Here is an 18,654-nt window from a genome sequence, read left to right as displayed (position 1 = left end):
AGGAGACCACCATGGCAGAAAGAATGGACCTGTCGTCCGCCTACCGCAAGCTTAAGAGCCCTAATATCAAGACCCGCAAACGGGCCTTGGCCGTCATTCAGGCGCACAATCGCCAAAAACGTAGCCAGAATCAGAAATAAGAGATAAAGAGCAATCACTGTTATGGTGATTGCTCTTTTCTATTTATCTACCGAGTAAAAATTAAAGTTTAGCTAACTTAAGATTCTTCAATTCCATTTCAAGCAACACCTTAGAATTTCCCATTGTCATTTGCCGCTTCCGCTTCTGTCACAATATCTTGGATAACAACCCAATGTTCAGCAATATAGCCATTTTCAACACGGAATAAATCGTAGAAGGCCACATGTCGTCCTGCAAATTCTCCTTCAGAGATAGCCAGTGCAAAATCGTCTTCGGCAAGAACTTGGTAAGTTTCCTTGTAAACCATTTCTAGTCCTGCTTCTGCAAGAGCTACAAGAGCTGCACCAAGTCCTGACAAACCATCTGCAATACCAGCGTTATGTTGGATATAGTTGTCTCCATCGAAATAACTTGTCAACTTATCTAAGTTTTTCCCATGAAGAACATCTTGAACAAAATTCGTTACAAGCGTGCGAGTTGCTTCCTTATCTGTTGCTGTCGTCTCAACAACACCGTCGATTTGTGTTCGTCCGCTTGGATTCGGCTCAGCAAGTGCATCTAAGTTATCCCAATGCTCGGCGATTTTTCCTTCAGCATTAAATCGGAAAATATCAAAAGCAACTTGTTCACCGCTGCCAGCAAAGTTGTAAATCGTGTGAAGAAAGACCTTGTCTCCATCCTCAAAAGCACGGATAGTCTGTACAGTCGTTTTAACTGAGGCTTGTGCCAAGCCTTCAACAGCACTGATAAAAGCAGCTGCACCTGTAGCATAGGCTTGATTATGCTGAATGTAATCAGGTGCTAATAAATGGCGAGCAGTATCAAGATCGCCAGTAGCGAAGGTGTTGATAAGGGCTTTTGCGTTTTGAATGTTTTGTGACATAAGATTGTCTCCTTTAATCATTATTTTTGGGGCTTAATGTCTTACACCTATAGTCTAACAACATTAGTTTCATTTGGAAAGTAGGCACTTTTTTAGCCTATAGTCACCTAAATGTGTCTTTTGTAGAATTATCAATCATTTTAAGACTTAAAAAATTTTTTATTATTTTTTAAAAATTGCCTGATTTCATAAAATAGGATATAATAGATTTAAAGTTTCAAAAAGATACTAAGGAGAAATGATGATTGTTAACAAAGAACTACCAGCATGTCCAGTAGAAACGACCCTATCCTTGATAGGAGATAAGTGGAAAATCTTGATTTTGCGTGACTTGTTGAATGGCACGATGCGATTTGGAGAACTAAAAAAATCCATTGGCTCAGTCAGCCAAAAAGTCTTAACCAATCAGTTACGCGACATGGAAAGACAAGGCTTGGTCAATCGAAAGGTGTATGCTGAGGTGCCTCCAAGAGTTGAATATTCCCTAACGGAAACTGGCTTCAGCCTCAAACCGATTATTGATTCTATGTGGGATTGGGGCATGGATTATAAAGAAAAATACGGGAAATAAATACAAGATCTTCATTGTAAGCAAACCCCAATGAAAGCACCTCACCGAACCTTATCATGTTCTAATTATCTTGTTCGTCGAAGCCCTCAACATCGCCCAGGAAAATGACTGGTTATAAAGAAAAAACCTGAGAAATTTGCTGATGCAAGTTATTCTCAGGTTTCTTTTTTAGCTTAATTCAGCGACGATAGCCTTGATTTGTTCTTTAGTATGAACACCAGCTACTTGCTTGACAACCTCACCGTCTTTTTTGAAGAGGAGGGTTGGGATAGACATGATGCCAAACTCACGCGCTGTGTCTGGATTTTGGTCAACGTCCATTTTGACGATTTTCAACTCGTCTTCGCTCAATTCTTCAGACAATTGCTCAAGGATTGGAGCTTGCATGAGACATGGACCACACCAGGTTGCCCAGAAGTCCACCAGGACCAAGCCTTCTTTTGTTTCGTCTACAAATGTTTGATCAGTTACAACTTGTACCATAATCAGTCTCTCTTTCTTTAGTTTATGTCCTTATTGTACCAAACCAAAAAATATTTTCCACTTTTTGCTACGGATGAATTCCGATATCCACCACATAGGTAAACTCCTGGTAAACCTGCTCGATATCAAAGTTGTCTAAGTCAGCTTCATCTGAAACAATGTAGATTCCCTCGCGGAGGTAATGGGAAATAGCAGAGCCCTGCATGTCCGTCAGCGCAAGCCTTCCTTTATTGAAATCCACACCAAAGCGGAAAGCTGGCGTGTCCTTAGGCACTCCAACGACCAGCCAATCCTGACAGACGAGCTTCCCTCCCCACTTCTGATAAAGATGGTTGGCCGCATTTCCATCGCGGGTAAAAATTGCCAACTTCTCCACTCCTTTTTCCACCAGTTGAGCATAGGCTTGTTCATAGAGAGCTTGTGCGATCCCCTGACCCTGAAAGTCTGGGTGGACTGCCAAGTTGGTAAAATAAGCCACCTTGTCTGCTGGCGCATAGGTATAGGAACGGCTGTACTCTTGATTGTAGATATCTATATCTAGCAGGCCGATGACCTGTCCACCTACTTCTGCCACTAGCTCAATCCGTTCCTCATAGATGTCCGTTTCAAGTGCAGGTTTAGACGACTCACGGTCGTCAAAAAAGGGCGAAAAGAGATAGCTCAAAGCCTTGGTGTAGACCCACTGTTTATCATCAGCAGGTCTATAGGGTCTAATGTTCATCACTTAAATCCCTTCTTACTCAACCAGCTATCGATGATGTCCACAGTCGTCTGGCGGAACTTGCCGGATTCGTACATGTGGTCAGCACCTGTGATGGACACCAGCACCGCATCCGTGTAATTCTTAGCTGTGCTTCTTGCAATAGCGGGAACGACCATCTTGTCCTCGGTTCCTGTGATGACAAGGACTGGTCCTGTAATCTTGCTAAAGTCCACATAGGCGGAGCGCTTCTTGTCCAAAAACGGAAAAGCCATCTCGGTGTATGTCCGGCCAGATTCTGGCACCAGATCCGCAAAAACCACTTCCTTGTCTGCTTCGTCTTGGACATTCATGCAAAAGCGGAAAAACTCGTCCTTGTACTTGTGGGGTAGCATAGGCTTGTTCCAGAATTTCCATTCAAACAAGTGCTTGCCAAAGCAACGCAACATGGTCGGATAAAAGGCAAAAATCCCAGCTGTCGGGGCTGGTCCCATGAGAATCATTCCTGCCACTTGAGTCCGCGCTGCCGCCAACTGGCCAATCAAGCAGCCCAGCGAATGCCCCAAGAGGAGAGGTGGTTGTTCCATGCTTTCAATGAGAGCCACCAAGTCATCCACATAGTCGGTCAGACCAACCGTACCGACCTTAGTAGCACACTCGTCATAAGGCAGGTCATGGTAGCGTAGGGTCGGCGTATGTACTCGAAAACCAAGATTTTCTAGGTCCGTCGCAAACTGTCCCCACACAGCACCCGTACACCAGGTCCCGTGGATCAAAATAATATCTGTCATGGTTTCTCCTTATCTATCTGCACCACATTGACTACGCTAGCTACTTGATAGCTTGCAAAGGCTTCTAAACCATCTAAAAACACAGCCAGGTCTTCATTATTCGGGAAATACAGCTCTATCATATAACAGCCCGCCCCAGCGGTTCGATAATGTCTAGCAACTTGATAGCCAAAGGAATGAACATAAGCCTGATAGGCAGTGTGGTGGGGCTGGTTGAGAGTTACTGTAACCACAACATGAACCGCACAGCCTGTCTGACTACGGTCAATATCAATCGTATAGGCGCGGATAATTCCTTTTTCTTCCAGCTTTTGTAAGCGAGCTGATACTGCAGGTGCTGTCAAATGGACCTGCTCTGCGATTTCCTTGACCTTGAGGCGGCTATTGTCTGATAAAAGCTCTAAAATCTGGCGGTCTGTCTGGTCTAACATAGCAACTTCTTTCTAAACTAAAGTTTTTGGTGGATTTACTTTGGAAAATGCCTGTACGCCAGGCTTTCTTTTAGTGTATCATAGACCTATTATTTTTGAAAGGATTTACGAACATGCAATTTCATCACTTACGCCAATCCACTGCCCGCCTAACCTACGCTGGAAAAACCTTCCTTATCGACCCTATGCTAGCAGAAAAAGGCGCTTATCCAGCCTTTGAAGGCGCTGTTTCAGGCAACACCGAGCAAAATCCCTTGGTGGATTTGCCACTGGCACTGACAGACATTACAGCAGGTGTTGACGCTGTCATCGTGACCCACCTCCATATCGACCACTGGGACCCTGTGGCTGCTGAGGTACTGGATAAGGCACTGCCGATTTTTGTGCAAAATGAAGCTGACGCTACCGTGATTGCCGAAGCAGGGTTTACCGATGTCCGTGTCCTGACCGAGGACACCAGCTTTGAGAGCATTTCCCTCCACAAGACCGATGGCGAGCACGCTGACCACCTGGAGCAACTTCCTGGTGAAGTCCAAGAAGTCATTGGCTCTGTTTGCGGAGTTGCCTTTACAGCAGAAAACGAGAAAACCCTCTACATTGCAGGTGATACTCTCTGGAACGACAAGGTTCGCTCTGCCATTGATACCTATAACCCAGACGTCATCGTCCTCAACGCTGGGGGCAATGCCCTTGAGGGCTTGGGTCGTGTCGTCATGGACAAGGCCGATGTCTTAGCTGTCGCTCGGCATTCAGAAGCTCAGCTCATCGCTGTTCATATGGAGGCCGTCAACCACTGGGCACTGTCCCGAAAAGATCTGCAAGCTTTTGCACAAGGCCACAACTTCTCAGACCGCCTGCACATTCCAGCAGATGGCGACCTGCTTACCTTCTAAAAACAAAACGGATGGCTCCAAATGCCATCCATTTTTCTGTTATTTAAAAGTCACAATTGTACAACCTGAGCCACCTGCGCTCTGGGGAGCATAGCCAAATTCCTTGACCTGCTTGTTTCTGCGGAGGTACTTGCTCACACCTTCTCGAATGACCCCTGTCCCGATACCGTGGATGATATCGACTTGGGCCATATTGTTGAGGAGGGCCTGGTCAATAAACTCATCCAGCTCCTGCATGGCTTCCTCATAGCGTTTGCCACGGAGGTCCAAGCGGGCCTTTGGCCCTTTGCCTGTCGTGCGTTTGACGACGTTGACTTGCTTGGCTTTTGGCCTATCTGTACTCTCTGCTTCTGCCTTAACCAGGGTAAATTCATCGGCCTTAAGGGTCATCTTGATAAGACCGACCTGAGCCTCCCAACGACCGTCCTTGAGCTGGTTGGTCAGGGTACCACGCTGGCCGTAGGCAGTGATAAGAATATCATCACCAACCTTGGCAGCACGGGCTTTCTTGGCTTTTTTAAGGACCTTATTGTGCTTAAGGTGGGCCTCGGGTGCCAATTGCTTCAACTGACCTTTGGCCTCGATAATTTCATGGGGCTTGAGCTGGCTCTTGGCATGGAGGTTTTTGAGGATTTCCTCGCTCTCTGCCAGGGCCAAATCCACAATTTTCTGAGCCTCCTTGGTCGCCTTTTCCAGTTCCTTGTCATAAGAATGTGAAAATTCGTTGTAGAGTTTTTTTACCGCACGGTTGAACTTGAGATTTTCCTGCTCCACTTCCTTGATATGGTCCAGGCGTTTACGGGTCTCAAGGGTTTGACGCTCCAGCTCCTCGATAATGCGATTGACATCACTATCGGTATCCGTCATGCTCTCAGCGTCCTTGACGATAACTTCAGAGAGCCCCAGACGACGGGCGATTTCAAAGGCATTGGACCTACCTGGCACCCCCTGCATGAAGCGATAGGTTGGCCTCAGACTATCCGTGTCAAACTCCATACTGGCATTTTCCACAAAGGCTGTCTCAATCCCGTAGGCCTTGAGTTCAGGATAGTGGGTGGTAGCCATGGTTTTGATTTGGGTCAGGCGGAGGTGTTCTAGGATGACCATCGCTAAGCTGGCACCCTCCTGGGGATCCGTCCCCGCTCCCAACTCATCAAAGAGGACCAGCGAATCGCTATCTGCTTCTTCCAGAATTTTAACCGTATTGGTCATGTGGCTGGAGAAGGTCGAGAGACTCTGCTCGATGGACTGTTCATCTCCAATCTCTGCAAAGATTCTCGTAAAGACACCAACCTGACTACCCTTATCAGCCAAAATCGGCAAGCCTGACTGGGCCATGAGCTGGCTGATACCCAAGGTCTTAAGCATAATAGTCTTCCCACCTGTATTGGGACCTGTGATTACGATGGCCGTCAACTGACTGGGGAAATGTAAATCATTGGCAACAGGCTCTGCCAAGAGGGGGTGGCGCACACTGAGCAGGTGGATATCCTGCTGGTCTGAGAGCTTAGGAATGGTCGCTCCGTTATGTCTCATAAAGAGAAACTTAGCCCGTAAAAAATCCAAATGCCCAATCAACCAAGCGTTGTTGCGGATGGCTGCCGCGTGGGGCCGAACTATGTCAGAAAGGGCGTTGAGAATCCGGGAAATCTCATGACGCTCATCGGCCAAGGCCTGACTAAGCTCCTCGTTGAGGGCAACCACAGCCCGCGGCTCGATGTAAACGGTCTGACCTGAAGAGGAAATGTCATGGACGACACCGGCAATCTTGTTGCGGTAACTGTTTTTAACAGGTAGGACCGAGCGACCATTTCTGCTGGCAATCAGGCTCTCTGACAACATATCCGCATGTTTTTTGAGCATGTCTTGCAGAACTTGGCGGACCTGGCCTTCATGGCTGGCAATCTGCTGGCGAATCTTGGTCAACTCAGGGCTGGCAAAACTTTCCACGAAACCACCGTCGTTGATGGATAGCAGAGCTCCCTGCAGATTGGGAAAGGTCTCAATGTTCTCAAAGAGTCTTCCCAGATGGGGCACCTGCACATTTTCTAGGTCTCCATAAAAATGTTGCAGGTCTTGTGAAATCTGGAGGACCTTTTTGACCTCAATCCACTCCATAATGTTGAGGCTGGCATCCAGCTCCAGTCGACGGAGACTTTGCGAAATGTCCTTACTGGCTCCAATCGCGAAATGAGGCGATGCGATAAAGAGCTCTGCCATGTCTCCTAACTCCGCAAAAGCCTGTTCTACCTTGGTCTTGTCGGTCATAGGCACCAAGTTCTGCAACTCAGCCTGCCCCTGCTCCGTCTGGAAATAACCCTCAAACAGAGCCTTGACCTTGTGAAATTCTAACTGTTCTAAAATCTTATCATTCATAGGTTTTATTATAGCATGAAAAGCTGAATTTTAGAGGATTAAGAACAATTGTGTTATTTCCAAGCCGGGGCATTTGTATCGCTGTTGAGTAATTCTACCCAGTGTTTTTCCGTTAGATGACACATGGAAACGGACAGGCCAGTCATATCCAGGTTGGTCATCAAACGGCCAGATTTGACAAATGCAATAGTTAACCCCTCCACTTCCAGCAATTCCAGGACCTGTTGGGTAAATAGGCTGACTTGTTCAGCGGGGGTGGATCCTAAATCATTGATGAGAACAGCGTAGCAATCCCCTACTTTCCAACGGAAAAACATGCGGAGTTTATTGACCAACTCAATGGCTAATTTTTCCAACGAGACAAAAGGAACGGTCTTGTAGCCTGCCTCACCATGGATGCCGACACCGTAGGAAATGAAGCCTTCTCTTAGCTCAAATAGGGGTTGCTGGCTAATGGGACAATGCGGGGCCTTCATAGCGACTCCTAAGGTGGCAATGGTTGGGCTCAGTGCCAAGCCTAGCTGTTCCAACTCATCCAGCGAAGCGCCGTTTTGGGCTGCTTGACCAATTATTTTATGGAGAAAGAGGGTACCTGCTACACCACGGTGTCTACGGGCAAAGCTGGCTTCGACAGAAATGTCATCATGAGAGACGACATACCGTATATCGTGACCTTGCGTGCGTACGTGCTCAATAGCTGCTTGAAACACGGCTAAATCTGCCTCGAAATTCTTGACGATGACAAAAACTCCTTTTCCTTTGTCTAGAAAAGTCAATGCTGCTACGATTTCTTCGGTAGTAGGAGGAACAAACAGCTGGCCTGCCAGGGCCCCTGTTAGCATTCCTTTTCCGATATAGCCTAAATGGGCAGGTTCGTGGCCGCTCCCTCCTCCTGATAAGACAGGAATGAGATGGGGGTCCTGTTGGCTATTGTAGAGAAAATGAGTACCTGTTAATTGTTGGATATGAGGAGCATAGGTCAGTAACTCCTGGATGTAATCTTCTGTAACCGTCATAGGAAATCCTTTACCTAGTATAGTGCTCTAAAAAACTGAGCAATAGCGTTTCTGTGTATTGTGCCAAAGCAAAGAAGTCAACGTCGGGCTGGTTGAGGTTGGATTTAATCGTCTGTGCCAGCGCTGCTGCATGGTAATGAAAGAAGAAATTCTTCTCTTCTTGCGGAATCGTCACCAGGTGCTCTTGCCCATATTCGGCAACGATTTTGACGACCATTTGCAAACAGTAATCTTGGAAATAAGACAAAAAATCATTTTGCGTTTGTACAGCAAAGAGGGCTTTGTAGAAACTCCGATTTTGTTCAAAAAAGTAAAACACTTCATGCAAAAGACCAATACCAGAGATGTAATTGAGATTATCAATGATTTGTTCTTGCAACTCTGTCTTAAAAATCCACTCTAAGAGTTCGTATTTGTCTAAAAAGTGGCTGTAAAAGGTTTGTCGTCGCATCTGCGCCGTTTCCATGATATCTGTCACAGAGACTTTTTCAAATTCTTTTTCCGTCAAGGTTTCTTTAAAGGCTCTCGCTATTTTTTTCTTGGTAATGAGAGAATTCGACATGTATCCTCCTGCTTTTCTATCTTAGTGTAGCACGAAAGGGAAATCCGTTACAAGGACAGAATAGAAAAATTGTCCCTTTTCAATTAAAACGCTTTCTTTTATACTAATTATATCAAAACCAGCTGGATTTCAGTCAGCAAAACTGACCAGCTCAAAAATATAAAGGAGAATCACCATGAAAAAAGTGATCAATGACCCAACTGCTGTTGTCGATGAAATGCTCAACGGTCTTTGCTTTGTCCATAGCGACTTGGTAGAGCGTGTAGAGGGCTTTGAAGTCATCACCCGTAAAGCGCCAAAAACAGGGAAAGTAGCCCTGATTTCTGGTGGTGGTTCTGGGCACGAACCGTCTCATGCTGGATTTGTCGGAGAAGGGATGCTGTCAGCCGCAGTGTGTGGTGCTGTCTTTACCTCTCCAACTCCTGACCAAGTGTTAGAAGCCATCAAGGCAACAGACGAAGGAGCTGGTGTCTTTATGGTCATCAAGAATTACTCTGGCGACATTATGAACTTTGAGATGGCCCAAGAAATGGCAGAGATGGAAGGCGTTGAGGTAGCGAGTGTTGTCGTAGACGATGACATTGCGGTCGAAGATAGTCTCTATACCCAAGGCCGTCGCGGTGTAGCAGGGACAGTGTTGGTACATAAGATTTTGGGACATGCTGCGCGTGAAGGCAAGTCCTTGTCTGACATTAAAGAATTAGCGGACAAATTGGTGCCAAACATTCACACGATTGGGGTGGCACTGAGTGGCGCGACCGTTCCTGAGGTTGGCAAACCTGGTTTTGTATTGGCGGATAACGAGATTGAGTACGGTGTCGGGATTCACGGAGAACCTGGCTACCGCAAGGAAAGATTGGAAAGCTCTGCTATTTTGGCAAAAGAGTTAGTCGGCAAGTTATTAGATTCCTTTGACGCTCAATCTGGTGACCGCTTTGCCATTCTCATCAATGGCCTAGGAAATACACCGCTCATGGAACAGTACGTCTTTGCTAATGATGTGGCAGGCTTGCTGGCAGATGCAGGTTTAGAGGTCGCCTACAAGAAATTGGGCAATTACATGACAGCCATTGACATGGCGGGCTTGTCTTTGACCTTGTTAAAAGTCGAAGATGAGGCTTGGTTGGAGGCGCTCAATAGTCCTGTGACAACGGCAGCTTGGTAAGGAGAAGGATATGAAGGTAGAAACAGCAGTTCGTTGGCTGGAGCAGTTTAATGACAAGATTCAAGCCAATAAAGATTATCTGAGTGAATTGGACACGCCGATTGGCGATGGTGACCACGGGGGCAACATGGCCCGTGGGATGGCTGCGGTGATGGACGAGTTGGCTGGTAAGGAGTTTGCAACGAGTGCAGATGTTTTTAAAATTGTTTCCATGCAACTCCTGAGCAAGGTCGGCGGGGCTTCAGGTCCCCTTTACGGTTCAGCTTTTATGGGTATCATGAAAGCTCAGCAGGCTGGTCAATCGGTAGCAGAAAGCTTAGCGGCTGGTCTGGAGATGATCCAAAAACGTGGCAAGGCTGAAGTCGGAGAAAAGACTATGGTGGATGTCTGGACAGGTGTTGTAGAAGCGCTACACGACCATAGTCTAACGTCTGACGCTATCGAAGCCCTAGTTCATGCCAGTAAACACACCCTTGCGACCAAGGGTCGTGCTTCCTATGTAGGAGAGCGATCTATTGGACACATTGACCCAGGTTCGTATTCGTCCGGTCTACTCTTTCATGCCTTACTAGAGGTAGGTGGTCTGGATGAATAAGATTGGGATTTGTATCGTTTCTCATTCCAAAAAATTGGCCCAAGGTGTGGTAGACTTAATTAGTGAGGTCGCAAAAGATGTTTCGCTGACTTATGTCGGTGGGACAGATGAGGGCGGTATTGGTACCAGTTTTGCCCAAGTTCAAGCGATAGTAGAAGCCAACCCTTGTGAGACAGTACTGGCTTTCTTTGACTTGGGAAGTGCGCGGATGAATATGGAAATGGTGGCTGATTTTTCAGATAAGACAATTCTGATTCAACAGGTTCCAATTGTGGAAGGAGCCTATACTGCGGCAGCGCTTTTGCAGGCAGGAGCTGATTTAGACGCTGTCTTAGCCCAATTAGACGAACTCACGATTCAAAAATAATGATTGACAAAAAGGAACTGTCTTGATCCATTTCGAATGAAAGAGGTGAGGATTTGAACTCTGTACTATATGTATCAGTTTGAATCCTGCTCCCCTTTTCCTTTTTGAAACTTAGAAAGAGTGCTATGAAAATTGTGATTATTGGGGCCTCCTTTGCAGGTCTATCTGCAGCTATAAAATCAGCCCAACTCTATCCTGAATCTCAGGTGATTGTCATTGACCGTCATGAAACCTTGGCTTATATCCCAAATTCCCTTAATTGGGCCCTGAGAAGCGACCAGGCCACTTGGAATTATAGCTTTTTCTCCCGAGAACAGCTGGATCAGGCTGGTGTCCAGTTACTCCTTAACCAGGAGGTTGTAAGAGTAGATCCAACCCAAAAAGTAGTTTTCTTCTCTAATGGTCACACCCAAGCCTATGATAAGCTGATTTTGGCAGCTGGCTCAACCCAACAGTCTTCCTATATCAAGGGAAGCAACCTTCCCGGAGTTCTGATGTCCAAGGATTATGCCAACAGCCTTGAAGCTGAGGCAGTGCTCAAAAAGGCTAAGCGAATCGCCATTATCGGAGCAGGTCAAATTGGAATAGAAGCCAGTGAAACCTACATCAGGATGGGAAAAGAAGTCCATCTCTTTGAAGCTAATCCAAGTCTAGACTTTAAACTCTACGACAGTGATATCCTAGAGCCCTTGGAAAATAGTATGCGTGCATCTGGAGTTCAAATTCACTGCCAGGAAAGGGTGCAACAGATTATATCAAATTCAAAGGGTCTACAGGTAATGAGTCGAGGACAGGTGGTTCACGTTGATGCGATCATGCTTTGTGCAGGTTTTCGTCCCAACACTACATTTCTCGAAGATCTCCCAATTTTAGCTGCGGATAAGACTGTACGGGTAAATAGCTATCTCCAAACCTCCTTACCTCATATCTTTGCGGCCGGGGATATGGTCCAATTACCCTTGTTAGAGGATAAGGATTTTAGTTACATGCCCCTGATTAACACTGCCTTAAAGACAGGAGAATTAGCGGCCTACAATCTCTTTCAGCCCAAGGTCGCCTTACCCCTTTCGGTTCGTTTAGTTGCAGGCCACCAGTTTGGCTGGTATCGCTCTGCTATTGGTTTAACCGCAGAGGAAGCTGGACTTTATGAGAACATCCGAGTCGTCGACTATAAGTCTCCCTGCAGCCTCAGAGATCCAAGCCTCCTCTTTATTCGATTGGTAGTCACAGCTGATACTGGGCGGATTTTAGGAGCCCAGACCCTGGCTAAACGCGATTGTTCCACCTTACTTCAAGCCCTAGTCTATCCAATGGCAGAGCAGAAAACCGACCGTGATTTGGCCTTTCAGGACTTTCTATATACTGCTGGAGAACAAGAACTCTTCTTCCACTTACATGAAGTTCTCCTAAAAAGTTTGGACCAGCGAGGTGAATTATGGAAATAAGTCAACTCATGGAAAAGACCGAGGCAGGAATTTATCGCCTACTCTGTCAACTTAAGGAAACCACTCAGGCTGTCCCCATCAAACAATTATGCCAAGAATCAGGTCTGTCCAAGGCGACCGTCCTTAAATATTTGGAATACTACCAAGAGGACCACTTGCTAACCAGTCTAGTGGGACCCCTAGTCGTACAAGAAGACTCTTGCCAACTCCTTCTCGTCCATGATGTCGATTGGTCTCTCGTTCTGGACTCCTTTTTAGATAGCTCTATTAAGTACCAAATTTTACTCTATCTCTTGGACCACTCAGCCTTTGCTATCCAGAAACTGAGCCAGCAATTAAGGGTCAGTGAAGCAACCTTTCACCGTCATCTCTCAGGACTAAATGAGCTGTTAAAAGAATTTGACTGTGGCATTTACAATGGCCATTGGAAAGGACCTGAACATCAAATCCGCTATTTCTATTGGTGCCTCTTGAGACGAACCTGGTCCATCGAACAACTCCAAGACCTGGAAACTCAGCCTGATTTACATAAGGAAGTTCAGGTTATTGAACGCTTATGTCAAACAACCTTGCTACCAGAGAATAGACAGGCTATTAGCCTCTGGATTTTGATCAGTCATAAACGTTGGAATAAAGGCAATACTGACTCAAGTCATCTGTCTCAGCTCCTGCAACCTTATCAGAACAATATTTTCTACCAACGTCTAGAAAGGGCCTGCTTGCGCTATTTTAGTCGCTATGCCGTTGAGTTGGATGAGGGAGAGGCTCATAATATATTCGCCTTTTTGGTCTCCTTAGAAACCTTACCAGCTCATACCATGACTTTCTTACTTGGATTCGGAGGACCTGTAGCCGACCAAATGACTGTAGTTATCCAGCACCTAAGGGCCCAAGGTATTTGCGGGCAACATCTTCCCCATCAAGTAACCGAAGTCCTGGGACGAATCCTTCACCGCCAATATTTTTTTCAAGGAACGATTTGGAGTTTTCAGAGAGAGTACAATCTGGAAACGGCCTACTTCATTGATTTTGTGGGCGAAAAACAAAGCCTCTTGGTAGATAAACTCTTACCTGGTACTGCTGGAGTCAGTGGACTGACTTGTGAACTGCGCTGGCATTTGCTTAGCCTTTTGGCCTTCCTCAATCAAACACGACAGGAAAAATTGCGTATTGCCTTAGATATGTCAGGAGGAGATTTGGCCCTAGAGTTGGTTAAGGCAAGTCTAGAAAAAGAGCTGGCTTATAATCGGCTACTAGAATTTTTGCCCTATCAGCTAGGAGAGGACTACGACGGACTCATTACCAACCAAGCCTTACAGCGTCACATTAGCGGCCCAAGCTATCGTCTGCATGGTCCTCTCCAAAAGAAGGACCAACAAGCGATTGCAGCTTGGCTTCAAGATCTTTTACTCGATAAAGAAGAGTTTGTCCTCCCAAGTTTCCCAAGCTACTAGCCTTCATCCTCTCAATTTTTTCAAGTATTTCTAAAAAAGTTGAGAGGATGGACTATTCTTTATTTGATAAAATGTAAGCGTAATCAAAAACAAAGGAGAGAAACCTATGTCACAAGAAAAATACATCATGGCCATCGACCAGGGAACAACCAGCTCCCGTGCCATCATCTTCAACAAAAAGGGTGAAAAAATCAGCTCGAGCCAAAAAGAGTTCACCCAAATCTTCCCACAAGCAGGCTGGGTAGAGCACAATGCCAATGAAATCTGGAACTCTGTGCAATCAGTTATTGCTGGTTCCTTTATCGAAAGCGGCATCAAGCCGAATCAAATCGAAGCGATTGGGATCACCAACCAGCGTGAAACAACAGTTGTTTGGGACAAGGAAACAGGTCTCCCTATCTACAACGCTATCGTTTGGCAATCCCGTCAGACAGCGCCGATTGCAGACCAACTCAAGAAAGACGGTTACGAAGATTTCTTCCATAAGAAAACGGGTCTGGTTATCGATGCTTACTTCTCAGCGACCAAGGTGCGTTGGATTTTGGACCATGTAGAGGGTGCGCAAGAGCGGGCTGAAAAAGGCGAATTGCTCTTTGGGACCATTGATACTTGGCTGGTTTGGAAATTGACAGACGGCAAGTCTCATGTGACCGACTACTCAAATGCTGCTCGTACCATGCTCTACAATATCAAAGAGCTCAAGTGGGATGAAGAAATCCTCAAACTGCTCAATATTCCAGCGGCTATGTTGCCAGAAGTCAAGTCTAATTCTGAAATTTATGGTCATACTGCTTCCTTCCATTTTTATGGTGGTGAAGTGCCTATCTCAGGCATGGCGGGTGACCAGCAGGCAGCTCTCTTTGGTCAACTGGCCTTTGAACCTGGTATGGTCAAAAACACTTACGGAACAGGTTCTTTCATCGTCATGAACACGGGCGAAGACCTCCTCTACTCGGACAACCAACTGGTAACGACTATCGGTTATGGCATCAATGGCAAAGTGCATTACGCCTTGGAAGGGTCGGTCTTTGTAGCGGGTTCTGCCATTCAATGGCTTCGCGATGGTCTACGCATGGTAACCGCCTCGCCTGAGTCAGAAGACCTGGCCCGTGCTTCTAAGAGCGATGATGAGGTCTATGTGGTACCTGCCTTTACGGGTCTAGGTGCACCGTACTGGGATTCAGCAGCGCGTGGTTCGGTCTTTGGCCTTACTCGCGGTACCAGCAAGGAAGATTTCGTCAAAGCGACGCTTCAATCCATTGCCTACCAAGTTCGTGATGTCATCGATGCCATGAAAGCTGACGCTAAGATTGACATCCCAGTCTTGAAGGTGGACGGTGGTGCAGCCATGAATGCCTACCTCATGCAGTTCCAGTCTGACATTCTAGGTATTGATATTGCGCGTGCCAAAAACTTGGAAACAACAGCCTTGGGTGCAGCCTTCTTGGCAGGTCTGGCTGTCGGTTACTGGAAAGACCTGGATGAGCTTAAGACCCTCAATGAAACGGGTGAACTCTTTACACCAAGCATGAACGACTCTCGCAAGGAGCAACTCTACAAGGGTTGGAAACGGGCTGTCAAAGCGACTCAAGTCTTTGCGTCAGAAGAATAGGAGGTTCCGATGGAATTTTCAAGAAATAGCAGACGACTAGACCTGCAAAAAATGCAAGAACACACTCTAGACCTATTGGTCATCGGGGGCGGGATTACAGGTGCTGGGGTGGCCTTACAGGCTGCTGCCAGTGGCCTGGATACTGGTCTCATTGAAATGCAGGACTTTGCAGAAGGGACCAGCAGCCGGTCAACTAAATTAGTTCACGGGGGCTTGCGTTACCTCAAGCAATTCGATGTAGAAGTCGTGGCAGACACGGTTTCTGAACGGGCAGTGGTGCAGCGGATTGCCCCCCACATCCCAAAACCAGACCCGATGTTACTTCCAGTCTACGATGAACCAGGCTCCACCTTTAGCCTCTTCCGTCTCAAGGTAGCTATGGACCTCTATGACCTCTTGGCCAATGTGACCAACACACCTTTTGCCAACAAAATGCTGACCAAGGAAGAAGTTCTGGCCAAGGCTCCCGGTCTCAAGGAAGAGGGGTTGATTGGTGGTGGTTTCTATCTGGACTTCCGCAACAATGACGCCCGTCTCGTGATTGAAAATATCAAACGGGCCCATCAAGACGGTGCCTACATTGCTAGCCACGTCAAGGCTGAAGGCTTCCTCTATGATGAAGCAGGCAAGGTGGCTGGGGTGACTGCGCGTGACCTCCTGACAGATGAAGTGATTGAGATCAAGGCCCGCCTGGTCATCAACACAACAGGTCCATGGAGCGATGAGGTGCGCAACCTGTCAAACGGCCCAGATGTCCACCAAATGCGCCCAACAAAAGGGGTGCACTTGGTCGTGGATAGCAGCCGCATCAAAGTAGACCAACCGACCTATTTCGATACTGGCTTAGGCGATGGACGGATGATTTTTGTCCTCCCACGGGAAAACAAGACCTACTTTGGAACAACCGATACGGACTACACAGGCGATTTGGCGCACCCACGCGTGACCCAAGAAGATGTAGATTACCTCATCTCTATCGTCAATAACCGCTTCCCAGATGCCTACTTGACCATCGATGATATCGAAAGCGGTTGGGTCGGCCTGCGTCCGCTCCTGTCTGGCAACTCTGCTTCAGACTACAATGGCGGTAACAGCGGTAAAATCAGCGATGAGAGCTTTGACAACCTCATCGGAACGGTTAAGGCTTACCTGGTCGATGAAAAGACCCGCGAAGATGTAGAATCTGCGGTTAAGACCCTGGAAGGTAGCTTGTCTGAAAAGACCTTGGATCCATCTGCTGTGTCTCGCGGTTCAAGCTTGGAACGTGACGACAACGGCCTCATTACCCTTGCAGGTGGTAAAATTACCGACTACCGCAAGATGGCTCAGGGAGCTATGGAGCTCATTCTTAGTATCCTCAGAGAGGAATTTGAGCGGAGCTTTAGTCTTATCAACTCAGCAACCTATCCTGTCTCTGGTGGGGAAATCAACTCTGCCAATGTCGACAAGGAACTAGACGCCTTTGCCCAGCTGGGTATCTTAAAAGGCCTCTCACCAGAAGAAGCTCGTTACCTGGCCAATCTCTACGGTTCAAATGTGCCAACTGTTTACGCTCTTGCTGAAACAGTCCAACAAGCCGCAGGCCTTAGCCTGGCAGACACCTTGTCCCTGCATTATGCCATGAGCCATGAAATGGCCTTAACACCGGTTGATTTCTTCCTGCGTCGGACCAACTACATGCTCTTCAAACGTGAGCAAGTCGACGCTTTAGTAGAGCCAGTCCTCGCTGAAATGGCAGCCTACTACGGCTGGTCAGCTGAAGAGCAGGCAGCCCAAGCACAAGACTTGGCAGAGGCTCTTGCTGAAAACGACTTGGCACACTTGAAACAGAAAAACTAATCAATAGAAAAGGAGACTATTCTTATGGGAATGGATGTATTTGGAGAATTTTTAGGAACAGCCCTGCTTATCCTCCTCGGTAACGGTGTCGTGGCAGGAGTTGTCCTACCAAAGACTAAGAATAACAATGCCGGATGGATTGTCATCACAGCTGGTTGGGCCTTTGCCGTTATGATTGCCGCCTATATCTCAGGTAATATCGCCCCTGCTCACCTCAATCCTGCAGTATCTCTCGCTTTTGCAGTAAAAGGCGACATTAGCTGGGCAACTTTTGGTAGCTATGTTGTGGCTCAAATGGCTGGTGCTATGCTTGGAACAACTCTGGTATGGCTTATGCACAAACCACACTATGACGAAGCAACTGATCCTGCTGGTATCCTCGGAACTTTTGCGACAGGTCCAGCCATCCGCAACGATGCCTCGAACGTATTAAGCGAAATCTTGGGAACCTTTGTCCTTGTCTTAGCGATTTTGAGCTTTGGTTTCTATGAAATGGCGAATGGCCTTGGTACCATCTGTGTGGCCTTCACCATCTGGGGACTGGGTCTCTCACTAGGTGGTACAACTGGATACGCCCTCAACCCTGCCCGTGACCTTGGACCACGCATCATGCACGCCATCTTACCACTTAAGGGCAAAGGCGATTCTGACTGGAGCTATGCTTGGATTCCAGTTGTCGGCCCATTGGTTGGTGCAGTCCTTGCCGTCTTGGTATACGGTCTCTTCTAAGCCATGGAATTTGCTAAAAAGCCCTTCAGGGCTTTTTTCTATATCATGAAGCTCATGGATACTTTATTGGCTGGAAATTTGCAGCATTAATCATCGAACACTCTTGACTCTCAACTACGGTGGATGACTTATGACTCAATTAGGAAAGGTCTTGATCGTAGGGAACTGGCTGTGAAAATCATTCTACTCGTTGCGTCCACTGTTCGCAGAAGCAAATTAAACAAGGGTGCCTCAGATCTTTTCGTTGCTCTTTTCGATAGTATTCTTAGAAGTATTATTCTGTCATTCATTTTGTAAGATAGCAGAGCTACTGAACAAACTAAAAAGCGAGGGGAAAGAACTCCTAAAAGAGAATAAGAGTTCGATGACTTCGCTTCTGGGTTTATGAGCTCAGGCTGAAACGGTCTCTTCCCGGACCGTTCTGACACTGACGTCGTCAGCTCTATTTCCAACTTCAAAAGGTCCCCCGCACCGTTCTGACAATGACGTCGTCAGCTCTACTTCCAACTTCAAAAGGTCCCCCGCACCGTTCTGACACTGACGTCGTCAGCTCTATTTCCAACTTCAAAAGGTCCCCCGCACCGTTCTGACACTGACGTCG

The 18,654-nt window shown here is 46.9% G+C and carries 19 protein-coding genes; 11 read left to right on the top strand and 8 right to left on the bottom strand.

What is annotated here, in order from left to right; genetic code table 11:
• Positions 1-11 precede the first annotated feature (11 nt).
• On the top strand, positions 12-140 hold the full coding sequence (locus tag ACFORF_RS02195) for a putative metal homeostasis protein (protein WP_380425003.1): 129 nt from the start codon (positions 12-14) through the stop codon (positions 138-140).
• Between the two features lie 110 nt (positions 141-250).
• Here ACFORF_RS02195 and ACFORF_RS02190 read toward each other — a convergent pair whose 3' ends face one another.
• Positions 251-1,024: a nuclear transport factor 2 family protein gene (locus tag ACFORF_RS02190; protein ID WP_380425001.1), complete on the bottom strand. Its 774-nt coding sequence runs from the start codon at positions 1,022-1,024 to the stop codon at positions 251-253.
• A gap of 241 nt (positions 1,025-1,265) precedes the next feature.
• Here ACFORF_RS02190 and ACFORF_RS02185 point away from each other — a divergent pair, with 241 nt between their 5' ends.
• The gene (locus ACFORF_RS02185; RefSeq protein WP_380424999.1) at positions 1,266-1,595 is read left to right on the top strand and encodes a winged helix-turn-helix transcriptional regulator; all 330 of its coding nucleotides are present in this window, start codon (positions 1,266-1,268) and stop codon (positions 1,593-1,595) included.
• Between the two features lie 168 nt (positions 1,596-1,763).
• Here ACFORF_RS02185 and trxA read toward each other — a convergent pair whose 3' ends face one another.
• From trxA to ACFORF_RS02165, 4 genes are all read right to left on the bottom strand, one after another.
• Positions 1,764-2,078, bottom strand: coding sequence for a thioredoxin (gene trxA, locus ACFORF_RS02180; RefSeq protein WP_380424997.1), 315 nt, complete (start codon positions 2,076-2,078; stop codon positions 1,764-1,766).
• 67 nt (positions 2,079-2,145) lie between these two features.
• Positions 2,146-2,799, bottom strand: a complete 654-nt coding sequence (locus ACFORF_RS02175) for a GNAT family N-acetyltransferase (RefSeq protein ID WP_380425047.1) — start codon at positions 2,797-2,799, stop codon at positions 2,146-2,148.
• Entirely contained in the window at positions 2,799-3,569 is a 771-nt protein-coding gene (locus ACFORF_RS02170) for an alpha/beta fold hydrolase (protein ID WP_380424996.1), read from the bottom strand. The genes ACFORF_RS02175 and ACFORF_RS02170 overlap by 1 nt, the downstream gene beginning before the upstream one ends.
• Positions 3,566-4,000: an Lrp/AsnC family transcriptional regulator gene (locus ACFORF_RS02165; protein WP_380424993.1), complete on the bottom strand. Its 435-nt coding sequence runs from the start codon at positions 3,998-4,000 to the stop codon at positions 3,566-3,568. Before ACFORF_RS02165 ends, ACFORF_RS02170 begins: the two co-directional genes overlap by 4 nt.
• A gap of 113 nt (positions 4,001-4,113) precedes the next feature.
• Here ACFORF_RS02165 and ACFORF_RS02160 point away from each other — a divergent pair, with 113 nt between their 5' ends.
• Positions 4,114-4,893 (top strand): MBL fold metallo-hydrolase, encoded by a 780-nt coding sequence (locus ACFORF_RS02160; RefSeq protein WP_380424991.1) that lies wholly within the window; start codon positions 4,114-4,116, stop codon positions 4,891-4,893.
• A gap of 39 nt (positions 4,894-4,932) precedes the next feature.
• On the opposite strand, the gene ACFORF_RS02155 is transcribed toward ACFORF_RS02160, so the two are convergent.
• From ACFORF_RS02155 to dhaS, 3 genes are read right to left on the bottom strand one after another with little or no spacing between them, the layout of a single operon-like run.
• The gene (locus ACFORF_RS02155; protein ID WP_380424989.1) at positions 4,933-7,269 is read right to left on the bottom strand and encodes an endonuclease MutS2; all 2,337 of its coding nucleotides are present in this window, start codon (positions 7,267-7,269) and stop codon (positions 4,933-4,935) included.
• A 53-nt stretch (positions 7,270-7,322) separates the two neighbouring features.
• Positions 7,323-8,285 (bottom strand): DhaKLM operon coactivator DhaQ, encoded by a 963-nt coding sequence (gene dhaQ / locus ACFORF_RS02150; protein ID WP_380424987.1) that lies wholly within the window; start codon positions 8,283-8,285, stop codon positions 7,323-7,325.
• 10 nt (positions 8,286-8,295) lie between these two features.
• A complete protein-coding gene (gene dhaS, locus ACFORF_RS02145) occupies positions 8,296-8,847 on the bottom strand; it encodes a dihydroxyacetone kinase transcriptional activator DhaS (protein WP_380424985.1) in 552 nt (183 codons plus the stop codon).
• Between the two features lie 175 nt (positions 8,848-9,022).
• On the opposite strand from dhaS, the gene dhaK reads away from it, so the two are divergent.
• The 8 genes from dhaK to ACFORF_RS02105 all read left to right on the top strand — a co-directional run bounded on the left by dhaK (position 9,023) and on the right by ACFORF_RS02105 (position 18,053).
• On the top strand, positions 9,023-10,012 hold the full coding sequence (gene dhaK, locus ACFORF_RS02140; protein ID WP_380424983.1) for a dihydroxyacetone kinase subunit DhaK: 990 nt from the start codon (positions 9,023-9,025) through the stop codon (positions 10,010-10,012).
• Positions 10,013-10,022: 10 nt separating this feature from the next.
• Entirely contained in the window at positions 10,023-10,607 is a 585-nt protein-coding gene (dhaL, locus tag ACFORF_RS02135; RefSeq protein WP_380424981.1) for a dihydroxyacetone kinase subunit DhaL, read from the top strand.
• Entirely contained in the window at positions 10,600-10,974 is a 375-nt protein-coding gene (dhaM, locus tag ACFORF_RS02130) for a dihydroxyacetone kinase phosphoryl donor subunit DhaM (RefSeq protein ID WP_380424979.1), read from the top strand. The genes dhaL and dhaM overlap by 8 nt, the downstream gene beginning before the upstream one ends.
• A 125-nt stretch (positions 10,975-11,099) precedes the next feature.
• Complete coding sequence (locus tag ACFORF_RS02125; protein WP_380424977.1) at positions 11,100-12,419, top strand: NAD(P)/FAD-dependent oxidoreductase; 1,320 nt, start codon at positions 11,100-11,102, stop codon at positions 12,417-12,419.
• Complete coding sequence (locus ACFORF_RS02120) at positions 12,410-13,873, top strand: helix-turn-helix domain-containing protein (RefSeq protein WP_380424976.1); 1,464 nt, start codon at positions 12,410-12,412, stop codon at positions 13,871-13,873. The genes ACFORF_RS02125 and ACFORF_RS02120 overlap by 10 nt, the downstream gene beginning before the upstream one ends.
• Before the next feature lie 106 nt (positions 13,874-13,979).
• Positions 13,980-15,485, top strand: a complete 1,506-nt coding sequence (glpK, locus tag ACFORF_RS02115; protein ID WP_380424973.1) for a glycerol kinase GlpK — start codon at positions 13,980-13,982, stop codon at positions 15,483-15,485.
• 9 nt (positions 15,486-15,494) lie between these two features.
• Positions 15,495-17,324 carry a type 1 glycerol-3-phosphate oxidase gene (gene glpO, locus ACFORF_RS02110; RefSeq protein WP_380424971.1) on the top strand — a complete coding sequence of 610 codons (1,830 nt, stop codon included), beginning with the start codon at positions 15,495-15,497 and terminating at the stop codon, positions 17,322-17,324.
• A gap of 30 nt (positions 17,325-17,354) precedes the next feature.
• Positions 17,355-18,053, top strand: a complete 699-nt coding sequence (locus ACFORF_RS02105) for an MIP/aquaporin family protein (protein ID WP_380425044.1) — start codon at positions 17,355-17,357, stop codon at positions 18,051-18,053.
• Positions 18,054-18,654 lie beyond the last annotated feature (601 nt).

It is taken from the genome of Streptococcus caprae (assembly GCF_042649745.1).
In the GTDB taxonomy this organism is placed as follows: Bacteria; Bacillota; Bacilli; order Lactobacillales; family Streptococcaceae; genus Streptococcus; species Streptococcus caprae.
This window is presented reverse-complemented; position numbering and strand designations above follow the sequence as displayed.

Bases quoted from the DNA above. Each gene is read 5' to 3' on its own strand.
- dhaQ (WP_380424987.1), bottom strand. From the start codon at position 8,285: ATGACGGTTACAGAAGATTACATCCAGGAGTTACTGACCTATGCTCCT.
- ACFORF_RS02195 (WP_380425003.1), top strand. From the start codon at position 12: ATGGCAGAAAGAATGGACCTGTCGTCCGCCTACCGCAAGCTTAAGAGC.
- trxA (WP_380424997.1), bottom strand. From the start codon at position 2,078: ATGGTACAAGTTGTAACTGATCAAACATTTGTAGACGAAACAAAAGAA.
- ACFORF_RS02105 (WP_380425044.1), top strand. From the start codon at position 17,355: ATGGATGTATTTGGAGAATTTTTAGGAACAGCCCTGCTTATCCTCCTC.
- ACFORF_RS02170 (WP_380424996.1), bottom strand. From the start codon at position 3,569: ATGACAGATATTATTTTGATCCACGGGACCTGGTGTACGGGTGCTGTG.
- ACFORF_RS02160 (WP_380424991.1), top strand. From the start codon at position 4,114: ATGCAATTTCATCACTTACGCCAATCCACTGCCCGCCTAACCTACGCT.
- dhaK (WP_380424983.1), top strand. From the start codon at position 9,023: ATGAAAAAAGTGATCAATGACCCAACTGCTGTTGTCGATGAAATGCTC.
- glpO (WP_380424971.1), top strand. From the start codon at position 15,495: ATGGAATTTTCAAGAAATAGCAGACGACTAGACCTGCAAAAAATGCAA.
- dhaL (WP_380424981.1), top strand. From the start codon at position 10,023: ATGAAGGTAGAAACAGCAGTTCGTTGGCTGGAGCAGTTTAATGACAAG.
- ACFORF_RS02185 (WP_380424999.1), top strand. From the start codon at position 1,266: ATGATTGTTAACAAAGAACTACCAGCATGTCCAGTAGAAACGACCCTA.
- ACFORF_RS02125 (WP_380424977.1), top strand. From the start codon at position 11,100: ATGAAAATTGTGATTATTGGGGCCTCCTTTGCAGGTCTATCTGCAGCT.
- ACFORF_RS02120 (WP_380424976.1), top strand. From the start codon at position 12,410: ATGGAAATAAGTCAACTCATGGAAAAGACCGAGGCAGGAATTTATCGC.
- glpK (WP_380424973.1), top strand. From the start codon at position 13,980: ATGTCACAAGAAAAATACATCATGGCCATCGACCAGGGAACAACCAGC.
- ACFORF_RS02165 (WP_380424993.1), bottom strand. From the start codon at position 4,000: ATGTTAGACCAGACAGACCGCCAGATTTTAGAGCTTTTATCAGACAAT.
- ACFORF_RS02155 (WP_380424989.1), bottom strand. From the start codon at position 7,269: ATGAATGATAAGATTTTAGAACAGTTAGAATTTCACAAGGTCAAGGCT.
- ACFORF_RS02190 (WP_380425001.1), bottom strand. From the start codon at position 1,024: ATGTCACAAAACATTCAAAACGCAAAAGCCCTTATCAACACCTTCGCT.
- dhaM (WP_380424979.1), top strand. From the start codon at position 10,600: ATGAATAAGATTGGGATTTGTATCGTTTCTCATTCCAAAAAATTGGCC.
- dhaS (WP_380424985.1), bottom strand. From the start codon at position 8,847: ATGTCGAATTCTCTCATTACCAAGAAAAAAATAGCGAGAGCCTTTAAA.
- ACFORF_RS02175 (WP_380425047.1), bottom strand. From the start codon at position 2,799: ATGAACATTAGACCCTATAGACCTGCTGATGATAAACAGTGGGTCTAC.